This window comes from Sphingomonas melonis (genome assembly GCF_013409985.1).
GTDB classification, from domain to species: Bacteria; Pseudomonadota; Alphaproteobacteria; order Sphingomonadales; family Sphingomonadaceae; genus Sphingomonas; species Sphingomonas melonis_A.
The window spans coordinates 1392268-1408695 of the sequence record NZ_JACCBY010000001.1 but is presented as its reverse complement, the minus strand read 5'-3'; the positions used below and the strand labels follow the sequence as shown (position 1 = coordinate 1408695).

The following is a 16428-nucleotide window of genomic DNA, read 5'->3' as shown; positions in this document are numbered from 1 at the left end:
GGGAACGGCGGCGCTGGCCGCCTGCTGCTGCGCCGTTGCGGGCGACGCGCCCACCATCAGCGCGAGCGCTGCGCAAGCCGTACCGAACCTCAAAATCATCATCCTCTCCCTGGGAACCATCTACATCGTGGTAGCGCCACCAAGCCGTGCCACGAAGCCGCTGTCAACGATACACATTCCCTGTAGAGATCAGCATAGGGACACGGGGAAGCGACGCGTTCCGAACGGGTTGCGCCGTAGAACGACACATGTGGGAGAGGGTGGGTGCAGGCGGATCAGCGGATCAAGGTGGTGATCGTCGGCGGCGGCACCGCCGGCTGGATGACCGCGGCGGCGCTGGCGACGCTGGCACCCGGCGCCGCCGAGGTCGAACTGGTGGAATCGCAGGAGATCGGCATCGTCGGGGTCGGCGAAGCGACGCTGCCGCACCTGCGCGCGTTCGTCACCCGGCTGGGCATCGACGAGGCGGCGTTCATGGCCGCGACCCACGCGACCTTCAAGCTGGGCATCGAGTTCCGCGACTTCGGCGCGATCGGCGACCGCTACATCCATCCGTTCGGCGGCTATGGCCGGCCGCTATCGGGCGTCGGCTTCCATCATTACTGGCTGCGGCGCCACCAGGCCGGGGCGGCGGCACCGATCGGCGACTATTCGACCGCGGTTGTCGCCGCCGTCGCGCAGCGCTTCACCCGCCCCGGCAGCGACCCCCACGATCTCGCCAGCGCCTTCGGCTATGCCTATCAGTTCGATGCGACGCGCTTCGCCCCCTTCCTGCGCGCGCATGCCGAGGCGCGGGGCGCGGGGCGCACCGAGGGACTGGTGACGACGGTCGAGCGCGATCCCGAGCATGGCGACGTCACCGCGATCGTGCTCGCCGACGGGCGGCGGATCGCGGGCGACCTGTTCATCGACTGTTCGGGCTTTCGCGCGCTGCTGATCGGCGGCGCGATGGACGAGGCCTGGGAGGATTGGTCGCACTGGCTGCCCTGCGACCGCGCCGTCGCCGCACCCTGCGCCTCGCCCGACGGCGGCATCGAACCGTTCACCCGCGCCACCGCGATGGCGGCGGGATGGCGCTGGCGCATCCCCCTCACCCACCGCGTCGGCAACGGCTATGTCTATTCGAGCGCGCATCTGTCGGAAGGCGCCGCCACCGATGCGCTGGTCGCGGCGATGGAGAACCCGCCGCTCGCCGAGCCGCGCCACCTGCGCTTCCGCGCCGGGCGGCGACGACGCAGCTGGGCCGGCAACGTGCTGTCGATCGGCCTTGCCTCGGGCTTCCTCGAACCGCTGGAATCGACCAGCATCTACCTGGTGCAGATGGCGATCACGCAATTGGTCGAGCATTTCCCGGGCAAGCGCGTCACCGATGCCGACCGCGACGGGTTCAACGCGCTGGTCGATGCCGAATACGACCGGCTGCGCGACTTCCTGATCCTCCATTATCACGCGACGACGCGCGACGATTCGCCGTTCTGGGACCACGTCCGCACGATGGCGATCCCCGACAGCCTTGCCGAGAAGATGGCGCTATGGCGGCAGACCGCACAGGTATCGCGCTACAGCCACGGCCTGTTCCTCGAACCGAGCTGGGTGGCGGTGTATCTCGGTCAGAACGTGGTGCCCGACGGCTGGGACCCGCGCGCCGACCTGCCCGATGCCGCGGCGCTTGACCGTGCGCTCGCCGCGTTGCGCGGCGGGATCGCTGACGCGGTCGACGCGATGCCTGACCATGCCGCGTATCTGCAGGCGACGGCGTGAACCGGCGCGAGAGCCTGCAAAGCGTTGTCGTGGTCGGCGGCGGCCTCGTCGCGCTGAGCGCGGCGATCGGGTTCGCACGCGCCCTGCCGCGCGCCACGGTGACCTTCGTCGCCACCGCACCCGATCCGGCGGCGCTTGCCGACCGCCTGCCCGCGGTGACGCCGCAGGCGGCCGAGGCGTTCGAGGCGCTCGGGATCGACGAAGCGGCGCTGGTCGCGGCGGGCGCGGCGACGCACCGGATCGGCGAGCGTTTCACCTGGGGCGAGGCACCGTTCACGATCGGCGAGTCCGAAACCATGCCCACGATCGCCGGCGCGGCGCTGCATCAGCTGTGGCTGGCGCATGGCGACGGACCGTTCGACGCGCTGGTTCCTGCTGCCGCGCTGGCGACGGCGGAGCGGTTCGCGCCGCCGGTCGACGATCCCCGCTCGCTGCTGTCGCAGGTCACCTACACGCTGCGGCTCGATGCCGATGCGGCGACGCCCGCCTTCCTCGACGCGCTGCGTGCCGCGCGGGTGCGCGTCGTTGCACCGGAGAGCGTCCGCATCGATCGCGAAGGCGACCGGGTCACGGCGCTGACGACGAGCGACGGACTGTCGCTGACCGCCGACCTGTTCGTCGACGCGAGCGGCCCCGCCGCGCTGCTTGCCGCGCAGGACGCGGCATGGATCGACTGGAGCGCGACGCTGCCCGTCGACCGGCTGCTGCTCGGCGCCGCACCGCCGCGACCGTCGCCGCTCGACCGCTATGAGGCGACGACGAGCGGCTGGACGGCGCGCTGGCCGCTCGCGGGGCGTACGCTCGCCGCCGTGGCCTATGCCGCAGCGACGACCAGCGACGCGCGCGCCGCCAGGCAGATGACCAGCCCCGGCGAGCGGATCGCGATCCGGCCGCGGCGGCAGGTCATGCCCTTGACCGGCAACGTGCTGGCGCTCGGCGATGCCGCCGCGGCGCTGGGGCCGCTGGGCTGGCCGGGGTTCACCCTGGCGCTCGCCAACCTCGACCTCGCGCTGGCGCTGATGCCCGTCCGCACGCCCGAGCCGCTGCTGGTCGCGGAATACAACCGCCGCGCGACGCTGCGCGCCGACCGGCTCCACGCATATGCGGCGGCCTTCTATGGCGTCGGGCACCGGCGCGGCGACATCTGGCATGCGCAGCGCGCCCGGCAGCACCCCGCCGAACTGGCGACGGCGCTCGCGCAATTCGGCCAGCGCGGCACGCTGCCGCCGCTGGAGGAGGAGATGGTGCCGCAGGCGACGTGGCAGCAGGCGCTGATCGGACTCGGCGTGCGGCCGGTGCGGCGTGATCCGCTGGCGCTGTCGGCGCCACGCGCCGGTGCGGTCGCGGCGCTGGCCGGGTTGCGCCAGGCGGTCGCGGCGCTGCCCGCCGGCCTGCCCGCCTATCCCGAGTATCTGGCGGCAGCGCAGCGAGGCAGGCGATGAGCGGAACACCGATCGGCCGGGTGGTGATCGTCGGCGGGGGAACCGCCGGCTGGATGGCAGCGGCGGCCGCCTCGCGCTTCCTCAACGACGGGCAGCGGACGATCACCCTGATCGAATCCGACGCGATCGGCACCGTCGGCGTCGGAGAGGCGACGATCCCGCCGATCCGCAGCTTCAACGCACGGTTGGGGATCGACGAGGCGGACTTCCTGCGCGCGACCGGCGGCACGCCTAAGCTCGGCATCGAATTCGTCGACTGGGGTGCGGTAGGCGAACGCTACATGCACCCGTTCGGCACGCCGGGTCGCGATATCGAGGGGCTCAACTTCCACCAGCTCTGGCTCAAGCTGCGCGACCGGCCGGGGATCGGCGATTTCGAAGGCTATGCGATGGCGGCGGTCGCCGCGCGCGCCGGCCGCTTCGCGCCCCCCGCCCCCGACCCGCGTTCGCCGCTGTCCGGGGTCGACTACGCCTATCATTTCGACGCCGGCCTCTACGCCGCCTTCCTGCGCCGACGCGCCGAGGACCAGGGGACGGTGCGCGTCGAGGGGCGGATCATCGGCGTCGAGCAGGACGAGCGCGGCCATGTCGGCGCGGTGCGGCTGGAGGGCGACCGGCAAATCGCGGGCGACCTGTTCCTCGACTGCTCGGGCTTTCGCAGCCTGCTGCTCGGCGAGACGATGGGCGTCGGGTTCGAGGACTGGTCGCACTGGCTGCCCTGCGACCGCGCGATCGCGGTGCCGACCGAGCGGACGCAGCCGCTGCTTCCCTATACCCGCGCCACCGCGCATGCGGCGGGCTGGCAGTGGCGCATCCCGCTGCAACACCGCACCGGCAACGGCTACGTCTACGCCAGCGGCTTCACCGACGATGCCGAGGCCGAACGCGTGCTGATGGCCAACCTCGACGCCGTCCCGACCGCGGCGCCGCGCCGGCTGTCGTTCACCGCCGGGCGACGTCGGCAGAGCTGGGCGGGCAACGTCGTTGCGCTCGGCCTTGCCGGCGGCTTCCTCGAACCGCTCGAATCGACCAGCATCCATCTGATCCAGGAGGGGATATCGAAGCTGTTCGCGCTGTTCCCGGACAACCGGTTCAGCCCGATCGAGCGCGACGAATACAACCGGCTGATGGGCGATCATTATGCCGCGATTCGCGACTTCATCATCCTCCATTATGCCGCCACCCGCCGCGACGACACGCCGTTCTGGCGGCACGTGCGGACGATGGCGCTGCCCGACACGCTCGCGCACAAGATCGCGCTGTTCCGCGAGAAGGGCCGCATCTTCCGCTACGACGACGAGCTGTTCACCGTGCCGAGCTGGGTCGCGGTGCTGCTCGGCCAGGGGATCGTGCCGTCGGGCTACGACCCGGTGGTCGATGCGCTCGACGCCGACCGGGTCGCCGAGGCGCTGCGCCACATGCGTCGCCAGAATGCGGCGCTGGCGCAGCAATTGCCGCTCGCCGGCTGAGACCTACTCAAATCGGTTTTGTTACCCTTCGTTAAGCGCCGGCCACCCAAGCCGGACGGGCGATTGATCGCGCGAAGGAAGAACATTGGATCGTTGGGAGGATAGCGGCTTTGATCGCCATGACTTAGCCGATGCCGAATCGGCAGGCGGCGACACCGTGCCGGTCGCCGACACGGCCGCGATCCGCGCCGCGGTGGCCCGCGCCGTCGCCGGGCTGGACACCGGCCTGCCGCTTAACACCGTGCTGAGCCGCGCCGGGATCGGCCTGTTGCACCGCGACCGCCGCCGCCGCGTGCTGACCGTCAACGACCGGTTCTGCGCGCTCGTCGGCCGCGATCAGGCCGCGCTGTCCGGCCTGTCAATCGACGCCTTCCTGCACCCCGACGACCTGGCCGGCGTCGTCGCCGCGTACAATCGCCATCAGCCGCACTCGACCCCGTTCCAGGTCGAGGCGCGCTTCGTCCGCCCCGACGGCACGACCGTGTGGTGCGACGTCAACGTCTCCTTCGTCTGCGATGCCGCGGGGGTCGCACTCTCGACGATCACCATCGTGCAGGACATTTCCGCACGCCGCGCCGCCGAGGCGCGCCTGCGCGAGAGCGAGGAACATTACCGCCATACCGTCGAACTCAACCCGCAGATCACCTGGACGGCGGATGCCGACGGGCTGGTCCGGACGGTCAGCTCGCGCTGGGAGACGGTGACCGGCGGCACCCCCGGCGAGGCGATGGGAATGCGCTGGCTCAGCGCGCTCCACCCCGAGGATCGCGCACCGACCATGGCGGCATGGCGGACCGCGGTAGTGACCGGCCGGACCATCGATATCGAATACCGGCTGCGCTCGCCCGACGGCGACTATCGCTGGTTCCGCTCGCGCGCGACGGCGCGACGCGATGCCGCCGGCGCGACGATCTGCTGGTACGGCACGCTGGAGGACATCCACGACCGCAAGCTCGCCGAACATGCGCTGCGCGACAGCGAGAAGCGCTTCCGCCTCGCCGCGCATGCCGCAGGGCTCGGCATCTGGGATTACAGCGCGAGCACCGGCCAGCGCGAATGGTCGGACGAGCTGAAGGCGATGCTTGGCCTGCCGGCCGACACCCCCCCGACGGTGGCCACGGCGCTCGCCCTCGTGGTGCCGGAGGATCGCCACCGCCTGCAGGCGCTGATCGCCGCGGTCGATGCCGGCGACGGCAGCCATCGCTTCGACACGATCCTGCGCATCCACCGCGCCGACACCGGCGAGGAACGCTGGATCAAGACCGGCGGGTGGCGGATCGAGGCGCCGTCGGGCAAGCTCAGCCGCGTGCTCGTCACCACCCGCGACGTCACCGAGGAGCGCACCGCCGAGGATCGCATCCGCTTTGCCGCGCATCACGATGCGCTCACCGGCCTGCCCAATCGCGCCAGCTTCGGCGAGCGGCTGGAAGCGGCGATCGCTCAGGCACAGCAGGCGGACAGCAATCTGGCGCTGGTGCTGTTCGACGTCGACGATCTCAAGGAGACCAACGACACGATCGGCCATGACGCCGGCGACATCGTGCTGCGCACGCTCGGCACGCGCCTGCACCGCGCGCTCGGCACCGGCTGCACGCTGGCGCGGCTGGGCGGTGACGAGTTCGCCGCGCTGATCGAAAGTGCCGGTGACGCGCAGCAGGTGACCGAACGCGTCCGCGCCGCGCTCCATGCGGTGAGCGAGCCGTTGTCGCATGACGGACGCATCCTCGATTGCCAGGCGACCGCCGGCGGCTCGCTGTTCCCCACCCATGGCGCGACCGCGGCCGAGCTGCTCAAGGCCGCCGACATCGCACTGTACGCCGCCAAGGCGAACTACCGCGGCGGGCTGCTGATGTTCGAGCCGCCGATGCGCGCCGATCTGCAACGCCGCTCGTCGATGCTCAGCATCGCCCGCGACGTGATCCGCGACGACCGGATCATGCCCTTCTACCAGCCCAAGGTGGCGCTCGAATCCGGGCAGGTGTGCGGCTTCGAGGCGCTGCTGCGCTGGCAGCATCCGACCTTCGGGCCACAGGCGCCCGCGACGATCTGCGCCGCGTTCGAGGATTTCGAGCTGGCGCTGGGGCTGAGCGAGCGGATGCTCGGCGCCATCGTCGACGACATGCGGCGCTGGCTCGACGGGGGGCTCGACTTCGGCCGGATCGCGTTCAACCTGTCACCCGCGGAGTTCCGCCGCGATGATCTGACCGATCGCATCCTCGGCCGGCTCGGCCGTGCCGGCGTGCCGTTCGACCGGCTCGAGCTCGAGGTCACCGAAACGGTGTTCGTCGGGCGCGGCGCGGAATGCGTTGCATCGATGCTGGAGACGTTCAACCGCGCCGGCGTGCATATCGCGCTCGACGATTTCGGCACCGGCTACGCTTCGCTGACCCACCTAAAGGCGTTCCCGGTCCATACGATCAAGATTGACCGCAGCTTCATCAGCCATCTCGACTGCGATGCCGGCGATGCCGCGATCGTCGATGCGGTGGTGGCCCTCGGCCACCGGCTCGGCATGACCGTGGTCGCGGAAGGCGTCGAGACCGAGGAACAGGCGCGCTATCTGCTCGCCCAGGGCTGTGACGTCGGTCAGGGCTTCTGGTTTGGTCACAGCATGCCGCGCGAGGATGTGCCGGCGATGCTGCGCCGCCGCCACGCGATCACCCGGACGGCGCTCGGGTAGGAGCGACCCCTCCCCCAGCGGGAGAGGGGTCGCGCAGCGTCAGCCGCGCAGGCTGTCGGGGACGATGCCGCCGTTCTCGGCGAGCTTCGCCATCACCGCGCGGTGCAGCGCGATATTCTGTTCGGCGCTGCCGTCGTCGCCGGCATGCACGCCGAGTTCCTGCGCCAGCTCCTTGCGCGCCGCGAGGCTCGAATCGAGGTCGAGCAGCTTGAGCAGGTCGACGATCGACGACTGATAATTGCCGCCGCCGTTCTTCATCGTCGCCATCTCCGACAGGACGGCGCCGACATCGACCGGCTGCGCCGGGGCGGCCGGTGCGGCAGCGGCGGGCGCGGCGGCCGGAGCAGGCGTCGGGGTGGGAGCCGCCTGCGTCGTCTGCGGCGCGGCGGGGGCAGCGGGCGCGTCCTTCTTGTGGTGGAAGATCTTGCCCATGATGTTGCCGAAAATGCTCAACGCGTGTCTCCTGAGGATTGGGATCAGACGTGCAACGTCGGGCCGCCCGGATCGCTCCCATGCCAAACGGAACGCGTCGCGACGCCCGGACGTTCAGGGCGCGCAGCAAGGGAGATACAGATGCTCAAGAAATCCATGGTGATCCTGTCGGCATCGGCGCTGGCGCTGGCCGCCTGCGGTCAGAAGACCGAGACGACCGCGAACGACACCACGCTCGCCACCAACGACACCACGGCGTTCGACGCGAACACCGCCGGCACCGCGGATGCCAACGCGACTGCGCCGGCGACGGGCAGCCAGGCGTTCGTCAATTCGGCGGCGGCCAGCGATGCCTTCGAGATCGCCACGTCGAAGCTTGCGCTCGACAACAGCAGCTCGGCAGCAGTGAAGAAGTTCGCCAACCAGATGATCGCGGCGCACACCGCCTCGACCGACAAGCTGAAGGCGACGACCGCGGGCCTGACCCCGGCGCTGACCCCCGATCCCAAGCTGAACCCCGAGCAGCAGACGCTGGTCGACACGCTGAAGACCAAGAAGGGCGCGGACTTCGACGCCGCCTATATCGCGGCGCAGCAGTCCGGCCATCAGCAGACGCTCGACCTGCTCCGCGGCTATGCGGCGACCGGCGACGTGCCGGCGCTCAAGACCTTCGCATCGGGTCTCGTCCCGACCGTCGCCGCGCATCTCAACATGGCCAAGGGCCTCAAGTCCTGATCGAACGCGGACGTGGCCGGGTGATCCCGGCCACGCCAGTCGGACGGACATTAAAAGGGGGGCGCCGGCAGATCCTGCCGACGCCCCTTTTCGTACGCGCTTGCGCCGGCGCTTAGGCCGACGTCTTGCCGCGCAGCGTGTTCAGGATCGCCAGACCAACCACGCCGGCGAGCGCGGCGGCGGCGAACGGACGATCGCTGGCGAACTTGCGCGCCTTGTCGGCAAGCGGTGCGGCGTTCTTGGCGACGGTTTCCTTGGTGTCACCGAAGGTCTTCTGCACCTTGCCGCTGATCTGATCGACCACGCCGGCATTCTGCGTCTCGGTGTCGCCCGTCGCCTTTCCCAGGCCTTCCTTGAGCTTGCCGGTGAGATCGCCTGCGGTACCTTCGATCTGATCCTGGTTCATTACGGTCGCTCCTGTTCAATGATGACACCGACCAACGCGCAGCCCCCCCAGTGTTTCCGCTGCTGTTTCCGCACCTGCGAAATGATCGCCCGGCTAGCGGGGGTGACGGCGGGCGAGCGCGATCCCGGCAAGGTTCTTCGACCGGCCGACGTGGCGGACGTGGACGCGCGCGAAGGCAGCCGTCGCGGCGCGATAGGCGGCGAGATGCGGCTGCAAATGCGGACTGCGGCACTTCCAGCGGCCGAGCGCCTGTTCGACGATCGTCCGCGCATCGCCGATGAACACCGCATCCCGCGCCCCCGCCGCCGTCGCGATCTCGACCGCGTAGAGCAGCGCCAGCCATTCCGCGGTGCAATTGTCGCCGGGGCCAAGGTCGTCGCGAACGTAGGTGACGCCGCCGGTCACCACCGCGATCTCCATCCGCTCGGGGTCTGGCCGCGACCCTCCGTCGAAGTGCAGCGTCATGCGATCCATCGTCACCGTCTCGCCGCCCCGCGCCGCCAAGGCAAGCGTCAGGCCGCCGCCCGCGTGGCAGCGCGCAGCGCCGCCATGACCGCCGGCGCGACCTGATCCACCACCTGCCCGATCGCGCGGGCATTGGGGTGGATACGATCCGCCAGCGCCATCGCCGGGTGACCGAGCACACCGGCGGGAAAGAAGGCGCAGGTCGCCGCGCCATGCTGCCGCGCCACCGCGGCATGGATGCCGGCATAGCCGCGAATATGGTCGGCGAAGATCGCCGGCGGCTCGATCGTGGTCAGCAGCACCGGGATCGCGCAACGGCCGAACTCGGTCAGCATCGCATCGAGGTTGGCGCGCATCCGTTCCGGCGCGATGCCGCGCAGCACGTCATTGGCGCCGATCTGCACCACGGCGAGGTCCGGCCGGCGCGACAGGCCGGCGAGCGTCCGTGGCAGCCGCAGCAGCGCGTCCTGCGTCGTATCGCCCGATCTGCCCGCCGCGATCACCGCGGTGCCGGGCCGGTCGCGGCGCAGCGCCTGTTCCAGCCGGGCGGGAAAGGCGTCGGCGGCGGCAAGGCCGTAACCGGCGATCAGACTGTCGCCATAGGCCAGCAGCAGGGGATCGGCGTGAACCGGCGAATACGTCATGGAATCTCCGTTGGGGGGTGAGACGGCATGTAGGGTGGCCGGACGATCTTTCCACTGCGAGCCAACGGCTTGCGACGCATGGCCGGCTGGTGCGTTGGTCCGGGATGCGTGACGCCGCCCCTCCGATGACGCCCGATGGCCGCTATATCGTGGTGCGCGGACGGCTGTGGCGTCGCGCCAATCCCGCCCTCGGCGAGGATCGCCGCGCGGCGTTGGTCCACGAACTGATGCAGGCGCGCCGCGACGTCGGCACCGCCTTGCGTGGCAGGGACGCCGCCGCCGAACGCGATGCCCGCGCGCGTGTCGACGCCGCCAAACAGGCGCTCGGCGAGCGCGGCCCGGTCTGGTGGGACGATGGGGCACCCGACCTCAACCGGCACATGGCGGCGAACACGCCCTATGCTGACTGGTTCGAGACGCTGGCATGAGCGAACCGCGCGCCACGCGGCCGTGGCTGCCCAAGCGCGTGCTGGTCACCCGCTCGGCGCTCGCCTGGGAGCATGGCCGCGCGATCGCCGCGCGCGCCGAGGCGCGCGGCATTCCGGTCGAGCGGCTCGCCTCCGACCGGCTGGCGCTCGGCCTGCCCGACGATCCCGCCGCCGCCTATGCAGCCGCGAAGAAGACGCTGGCGGTGGTCGTCGCGCCGCCGGGCAAGCTGCGGCTGCAACCGATCGCGCCTTCGGCCGACTGGCGCGTCGACCTTGCCGAGGGCTGCCCGGCGCATTGCAGCTATTGCTATCTGGCGGGCTCGCTCAAGGGGCCGCCGATCACCCGCGCCTATGCCAATTTGCCGGCGATCGTCGCAGCGCTGCCGCACTATCTCGGCGAAGGCACCGTGACCTCGCGCTCGGCGGCGCGCGCGGACGAGGGCACGACCTATGAGGCGAGCTGCTACACCGATCCGCTCGGGCTCGAACATCTCACCGGCTCGCTGTCGGCGCTGATCGCGGCATTCGGCCAATGGCAGGCGCCGGTGCAGCTGCGCTTCACCACCAAGTTCGACTCGGTCGAGCCGTTGCTCGCCCTCGACCATCAGGGCCGCACTCGGATGCGCGCATCGATCAACCCGGCGCGCTTCGCCCGCTTCGAGGGTGGGACGAGTCCGGTCGCCGCGCGGCTGGCGGCGCTCGCGCGGATGGGCCGCGCCGGCTATCCCATCGGCCTGACGATCGCGCCGATCATCGCCGCCGAGGGCTGGGAACAGGCCTATGGCGAGTTGCTCGCGCAGGCCGGGGCGGCGCTTGCCGACGTGACGACGGACTGCACGATCGAGCTGATCACACACCGCTACACGCCGGGGTCGAAGGCGGTGCTCGACAGCTGGTATCCCGCATCGAAGCTCGACATGGGCGCCGAGAACCGGACGCAGAAGCGGACCAAGTTCGGGTCGCTCAAATACGTCTACGATGCCGAGACGATGGGCGGGCTGAAGCGGTTCTTCCAGGCGGAGGTGGCAAGGCACCTGCCGCACGCGCGGATCCTCTACTGGACCTAAAGCCACTTCATCCCCCGCCAAGGGGAGGAGCTTTCCCCTGAAGTCCGAATGCCGACCCGCACCAAATCCTCCCCCGCCAGGGTGGGGAACCGTCCGGCGCAAGCCGGATGGTGGAGGGGGGAGGACACAGGCCACCTGACAAGGCGCGTCCGCCCTGTCCTCCCCCTCCGTCATGCCTTCGGCATGCCACCTCCCCCTGGCAGGGGAGGAGCTTTCCCTAAAGTCCGAATGCCGATGCGCACCAAATCCTCCCCCGCAAGGGGGAGGGGGACCGTCCGGCGCAAGCCGGATGGTGGAGGGGGAGGACACGAGCCGCCCGACAAGGCGCGTCCGCCCTGTCCTCCCCCTCCATCATGCCTTCGGCATGCCACCTCCCCCTTGCAGGGAGGAGTTTTCCCTAACGTCCGAATGCCGACCCGCACCAAATCCTCCCCGGCCAGGGGGAGGGGGACCGTCCGGCGCAAGCCGGATGGTGGAGGGGGAGGACACGGGCCACCCGACGAGGCGCGTCCGCCCTGCCCCCGTCACGCCCCTCTCGCGGGGCAGGAATTGTCGGTCATACCTCCCGCAGTGCCCGCGCCGGCCGCACGCTCAGGATCGGCCACGCCCCCGCCAACCCGATGCCCAGCGTCACGCCCAGCCCGGCGAGCAGCGTTACCGCCACCACCAGCGGATCGGGCGCCCAGGCGAAGTCGAACATCCGCACCACGACATACCACGCGCCACCCAGCCCGAGCGCCAGCGCCACCAGCGTCACCACCGCGCCGAGCAGCAGATATTCGAGCGCCTGCGCCGCCAGCAACTGCACGCGCGTCGCTCCGAGCGTGCGCAGGATGACCGCGTCATAGGTGCGCGCCTCGCGCGCGGCGGCGATCGCGCCGATCAGCACCGCGATGCCCGCCGCGACCGCCACCCCCGCCGCCGCGGCGATCGCCGCCGCGACCTGCCCGACGAGATCACGCACCTGCGCCAACACGCCGCGCACCTCGATCACCGACACCGACGGAAAGGGGGCGAGCAGCGCCCGCGTCACCCGCCCCTCGCTGCCCCGCGGCAGGTCGATCGTCGCGGCGAGATTGTGCGGCGCGTCCGCCAGCGTGTCGGGCGAGAAGACCAGCACGAAGTTGAAGCCGAGCGTATCCCACTGGATCGTCCGCAGCGAGGCGACGCGGGCGGTGCGTTCGACACCGAGCAGGCTGACGGTCAGCGGATCGCCGATCCGCAGGTCGAGCACCTTGGCCAGCCGCTCGTCGACCGAGACCAGCGGCGGCCCGGCATAGTCCTTCGGCCACCAACGGCCGGCGGCAAGCCTGCTGCCCTCGGGCACGGTCGCGGCATAGGTCAGCCCGCGCTCGCCGCGCAGCGCCCAGGCGCCCTCGGGCAGCGTCTTGAGATCGGCGACGCGCACGTCGCGATAGCCGGTGATCGTCCCGCGCAGGATCGGCACCGTCTTGATCACCGCGCCCGGCACTGCCGCCGTGACAATGCGCCGGAACTCGGCCTCGCGCGGCCGCGGCACGTCGAGCGCGAACAGCGCCGGCGCGCGGGCGGGCACGGTGGTGGCGATATTGGCATCGATGCTGGTGCGGATCGCGGCGAGCAGCACGAACAATGTGAGGCCGAGCCCCAGCGCCACCACCAGCGCCTCGGTCCGAGCGCCCGGCCGGTGCAGCGCGGCGATGGCGAGCCGCAGCAGCGGCCGGCGCGACCGCGGCAGCCGCCCCGCGGCGGCGCGCACTAGCCGCCCGAGCCCGGCGAGCAGCAGCAGCGCTCCCGCCACCGCCGCCAGGAAGGTCGCGGCCATCGCCGGCTGCGCCGAGGTGGCGATCGCCAGTGCCACCGCCGCACTGCCCGCGAGGAGCGCCACGCCGCGCCCGCGCCACGACGCGGCGCGCATCGGAGCCAATGCCCCGCGCAGCAGCCCCGCCGCCGGCGTCGCCCCCGCCGCCGCGAGCGGCGGCGCGGCAAAGGCGATCGCGATCAGCAGCCCGTAGGCCGCCGCCCGCAGCAGCGGCCAGGGCTCCAGCGTGAGGTCCGGCACCACCGGCAGCGCACCGGCGAGCGCCTTGCCGAGCAGCGGCACCGCGGCGATGCCAATCGCCAGCCCGCCGGCGATCCCGGCAAGCGCCGCCGCGCCGATCTCGATCGCATAGATGCGTGCGACGTCGCCGGTGGTGGCGCCGAGCACCTTGAGCGTTGCGATTCCACCGCGCCGGCTGGCGAGGAACGAGGCCACGCCGTTGCCGACGCCGATCCCTGCGATCGCCAGCGCGGCAAGCCCGACCAGCGTCAGGAACTCGCCCATCCGGTCGACGAAGCGTGACGCCCCCGGCGAGGCGCGCTCGCGCGTCTTGCTCTCCCAGCCCGCGGTGGGAAAGCGCGCCTCATAGGCCTTGGCGACGCGCGCCGGATCGCTGCCGGACGGCAGGCGCAGGCGATAGCGCGTCTCGTACAGGCTGCCCGGCTGCACCAACTGCGTCGCCGGCAGGCTCGCCAGCGCGACGATCGCCACCGGGCCGAGCGTGAAGCCCTCGCCGAGCCGATCGGGCTCGTCGGCGATGATCCCGCCGACGGTCAGGCGCGCCGCCCCGATCATGACGCGGCCGCCGGGCGTCAGCCGCAGCCGCTCGGCGAGCGCCGGCGCGATCCATGCCTGCCCCGGCGGCGGCGCGCCGACCCGGCGCCCGCCGGCCAGCGTCACCCGGCCGTAGAGCGGATAAGCGGTATCGACGGCCTTCAGCTGGATTGGCGCCGCATTGCCGCCCGCCACCGCATTGGCCTGCATCCGCACGGTCTCGGACACTGCACCCACGCGCGCCATCGCCGCGCCCTCGGCATCGCTCGCCGACCGCTGCGACACCGCCAGTTCGACGTCGCCGCCGAGGATCACCGCCCCCCGCGCCGCCAATTCGCGCCCCACCGCGTCGGCGAGCCCACCGATGGCCGCAAGCGCCGCGACGCCGAGCAGCAGGCAGACGACGAGCAGCCGCAGGCCGCGGAAGCGCCAGTCGAGCTCGCGCCGCGCCAGCCGCCACGACAGCGCCCAGCCGCTCACACGATTCGCCCGTCGGCGAGCGTCACCACCCGGTCGCAGCGTTCGGCGAGGCGGCGGTCGTGCGTGATCACCACCAGCGTCGCGCCAATCGCCGCCCGCCGCGCGAACAGCAGGTCCATGATCGCGCTGCCGGTCGCGGTGTCGAGATTGCCGGTCGGCTCGTCGGCGAACACGAGCGGCGGCCGCGGCCCGAGCGCGCGGGCGATCGCGACGCGCTGCTGCTCGCCGCCCGACAGCTGGGCGGGATAGTGATCGAGCCGGTGGTCGAGGCCGACCGCCGCCAGTTCCGCCTCCGCCCGCGCCCAAGCATCCGCCGCCCCGGCCAGCTCCATTGGCACCGCGACATTCTCACGCGCGGTCATCGTCGGCAGCAGGTGGAAGGCCTGCAGCACGATGCCGATCCGCCCGCGCCGCGCCTTCGCCAGCGCATCCTCGTCGAGGCGGCCGAAATCGAGTCCATCCACCGTCACCCGTCCGCCGCTCGCCCGCTCCAGCCCGGCAAGCACCGCCATCAGCGACGATTTGCCGGACCCCGACGTGCCGAGCAGCGCGACGCTCTCGCCGGCGGCGACGGACAGGTCGATGCCGCGCAGGATCGCGGTTTCGCCGAGCGTCAGCGTGACATCGCGCGCATCGATCACCATAGCGGGTTCGGTCATATCGGGAGGACAAGGCCTTGAAGGGGCTGATGATACGCTATGCGGCAGCGGCCGCGCTCGGCCAAGCCCTGATGCTGGCGGGCTGTGACCGCCCGGCCCCGCCTCCGGCGCCCGCGCCGACACCCACCGCCGCGGTCGGCGCCAGCGCGGCGCCCCGACCCGCCGGCCCCGAACGGCTGGTGCTGGCGTTCGGCGACAGCCTGTACGCCGGCTATGGCCTCGACCGCGGCCAGAGCCTGCCCGATGCGGTGCAGGCCCGGCTGCGGCGGAGCGGGATCAACGCGACGATCGTCAACGCCGGCGTCTCGGGCGACACCAGCGCGGCGGGACGGCAGCGGCTCGGCTTCGTGCTGGACAATCTGCCGCGCAAGCCGGACCTCGTGCTGCTCGGCCTCGGCGGCAACGACGTGCTGCGCCAGCTTCCGCCCGCCGAGACGCGGGCCAACATGACGGCGATGCTCGACGTGCTGCACCGCCGCGGCGTGCCCGTGGTGCTGACCGGGATGAAGGCGCCGCCCAATCTCGGCAGCGAATATGTCGCCGCCTTCGACCGCATCTGGCCCGATCTGGCGAAACGCGATCAGGCCGGCCTCTACCCCTTCGTGCTCGACGGGGTGATCGGCGATCCCAAGCTGATGCAGGCCGATCGCGTCCATCCCAATGCCGCCGGCGTCGCGCGCATCGCCGACCGGCTGACGCCGCTGGTCGCCGCCAACCTCAAACCCGGCGGCTGACGGAACGCACGCGGCGCTGCCGCGCTATAGACGCAACTGCCCGAAAGGACCCGACATGGCCGACAGCCGCACCGCTACCTTGTACCGTATGGTCCTGCCCGACCACATCTGCCCGTTCGGCGTCCGCGCCAAGCAGATCCTGCAATCCGAAGGCTTCGAGGTCGACGACCAGATCCTGCGGTCGCGCGATGAGGTCGACGCGTTCAAGGCCGAGCATGACGTCGCCACCACGCCGCTGGTGTTCATCGACGGCGAACGCATCGGCGGCAGCGACGACCTCGAACGCTATCTCGCGCAGGTCGACTGACGCCGGATCAGACGGCCCGCCACCCCGGATTAAGCCGGATCGACATTCAGCCCAACTCCTTCCCCTCTAGGGGGAAGGACTATCGCCTATGGCTCCGGTGATGAGGTTCGTGTCAACGTCCTCCTTGTATCCGTCACCCCGGAC

At 71.3% G+C, this 16428-nt stretch carries 15 protein-coding genes; 9 read left to right on the top strand and 6 right to left on the bottom strand.

The window, feature by feature from the left end; translation table 11 throughout:
- Positions 1 to 264 precede the first annotated feature (264 nt).
- The 4 genes from HD841_RS06720 (at position 265) to HD841_RS06705 (ending at position 7352) form a co-directional block, all read left to right on the top strand.
- A complete protein-coding gene (locus HD841_RS06720; RefSeq protein WP_373562942.1) occupies positions 265 to 1761 on the top strand; it encodes a tryptophan halogenase family protein in 1497 nt (498 codons plus the stop codon).
- Positions 1758 to 3203 carry a tryptophan 7-halogenase gene (locus tag HD841_RS06715; protein WP_179508020.1) on the top strand — a complete coding sequence of 482 codons (1446 nt, stop codon included), beginning with the start codon at positions 1758 to 1760 and terminating at the stop codon, positions 3201 to 3203. Before HD841_RS06720 ends, HD841_RS06715 begins: the two co-directional genes overlap by 4 nt.
- Positions 3200 to 4672 (top strand): tryptophan halogenase family protein, encoded by a 1473-nt coding sequence (locus HD841_RS06710; protein ID WP_179508019.1) that lies wholly within the window; start codon positions 3200 to 3202, stop codon positions 4670 to 4672. Before HD841_RS06715 ends, HD841_RS06710 begins: the two co-directional genes overlap by 4 nt.
- A gap of 85 nt (positions 4673 to 4757) precedes the next feature.
- Positions 4758 to 7352, top strand: coding sequence for a sensor domain-containing protein (locus tag HD841_RS06705; protein WP_179508018.1), 2595 nt, complete (start codon positions 4758 to 4760; stop codon positions 7350 to 7352).
- A gap of 39 nt (positions 7353 to 7391) precedes the next feature.
- Here HD841_RS06705 and HD841_RS06700 read toward each other — a convergent pair whose 3' ends face one another.
- Entirely contained in the window at positions 7392 to 7805 is a 414-nt protein-coding gene (locus HD841_RS06700) for a DUF3597 family protein (protein WP_179508017.1), read from the bottom strand.
- Between the two features lie 120 nt (positions 7806 to 7925).
- Between HD841_RS06700 and HD841_RS06695 the strand changes: the two genes are divergently transcribed.
- Positions 7926 to 8519 carry a DUF4142 domain-containing protein gene (locus tag HD841_RS06695; protein WP_257015270.1) on the top strand — a complete coding sequence of 198 codons (594 nt, stop codon included), beginning with the start codon at positions 7926 to 7928 and terminating at the stop codon, positions 8517 to 8519.
- Between the two features lie 112 nt (positions 8520 to 8631).
- Here HD841_RS06695 and HD841_RS06690 read toward each other — a convergent pair whose 3' ends face one another.
- The 3 genes from HD841_RS06690 to HD841_RS06680 all read right to left on the bottom strand — a co-directional run bounded on the left by HD841_RS06690 (position 8632) and on the right by HD841_RS06680 (position 10034).
- Positions 8632 to 8925 carry a CsbD family protein gene (locus tag HD841_RS06690; protein WP_179508016.1) on the bottom strand — a complete coding sequence of 98 codons (294 nt, stop codon included), beginning with the start codon at positions 8923 to 8925 and terminating at the stop codon, positions 8632 to 8634.
- 93 nt (positions 8926 to 9018) lie between these two features.
- Entirely contained in the window at positions 9019 to 9429 is a 411-nt protein-coding gene (locus HD841_RS06685; RefSeq protein WP_257015269.1) for a reverse transcriptase-like protein, read from the bottom strand.
- Positions 9430 to 9437: 8 nt separating this feature from the next.
- A complete protein-coding gene (locus HD841_RS06680) occupies positions 9438 to 10034 on the bottom strand; it encodes a GDSL-type esterase/lipase family protein (protein ID WP_179508015.1) in 597 nt (198 codons plus the stop codon).
- Positions 10035 to 10138: 104 nt separating this feature from the next.
- Here HD841_RS06680 and HD841_RS06675 point away from each other — a divergent pair, with 104 nt between their 5' ends.
- Complete coding sequence (locus HD841_RS06675) at positions 10139 to 10462, top strand: hypothetical protein (protein WP_257015268.1); 324 nt, start codon at positions 10139 to 10141, stop codon at positions 10460 to 10462.
- Entirely contained in the window at positions 10459 to 11529 is a 1071-nt protein-coding gene (locus tag HD841_RS06670) for a spore photoproduct lyase family protein (protein WP_179508014.1), read from the top strand. Before HD841_RS06675 ends, HD841_RS06670 begins: the two co-directional genes overlap by 4 nt.
- A gap of 556 nt (positions 11530 to 12085) precedes the next feature.
- On the opposite strand, the gene HD841_RS06665 is transcribed toward HD841_RS06670, so the two are convergent.
- Together HD841_RS06665 and HD841_RS06660 are read right to left on the bottom strand one after the other, a co-directional pair.
- Positions 12086 to 14584, bottom strand: a complete 2499-nt coding sequence (locus tag HD841_RS06665) for an ABC transporter permease (RefSeq protein WP_179508013.1) — start codon at positions 14582 to 14584, stop codon at positions 12086 to 12088.
- Entirely contained in the window at positions 14581 to 15243 is a 663-nt protein-coding gene (locus HD841_RS06660; RefSeq protein ID WP_257015267.1) for an ABC transporter ATP-binding protein, read from the bottom strand. Before HD841_RS06660 ends, HD841_RS06665 begins: the two co-directional genes overlap by 4 nt.
- A gap of 17 nt (positions 15244 to 15260) precedes the next feature.
- Here HD841_RS06660 and HD841_RS06655 point away from each other — a divergent pair, with 17 nt between their 5' ends.
- Together HD841_RS06655 and HD841_RS06650 are read left to right on the top strand one after the other, a co-directional pair.
- Positions 15261 to 15977, top strand: a complete 717-nt coding sequence (locus HD841_RS06655; protein ID WP_257015266.1) for an arylesterase — start codon at positions 15261 to 15263, stop codon at positions 15975 to 15977.
- Between the two features lie 55 nt (positions 15978 to 16032).
- Positions 16033 to 16284: a glutaredoxin domain-containing protein gene (locus HD841_RS06650; RefSeq protein WP_179508012.1), complete on the top strand. Its 252-nt coding sequence runs from the start codon at positions 16033 to 16035 to the stop codon at positions 16282 to 16284.
- Positions 16285 to 16428 lie beyond the last annotated feature (144 nt).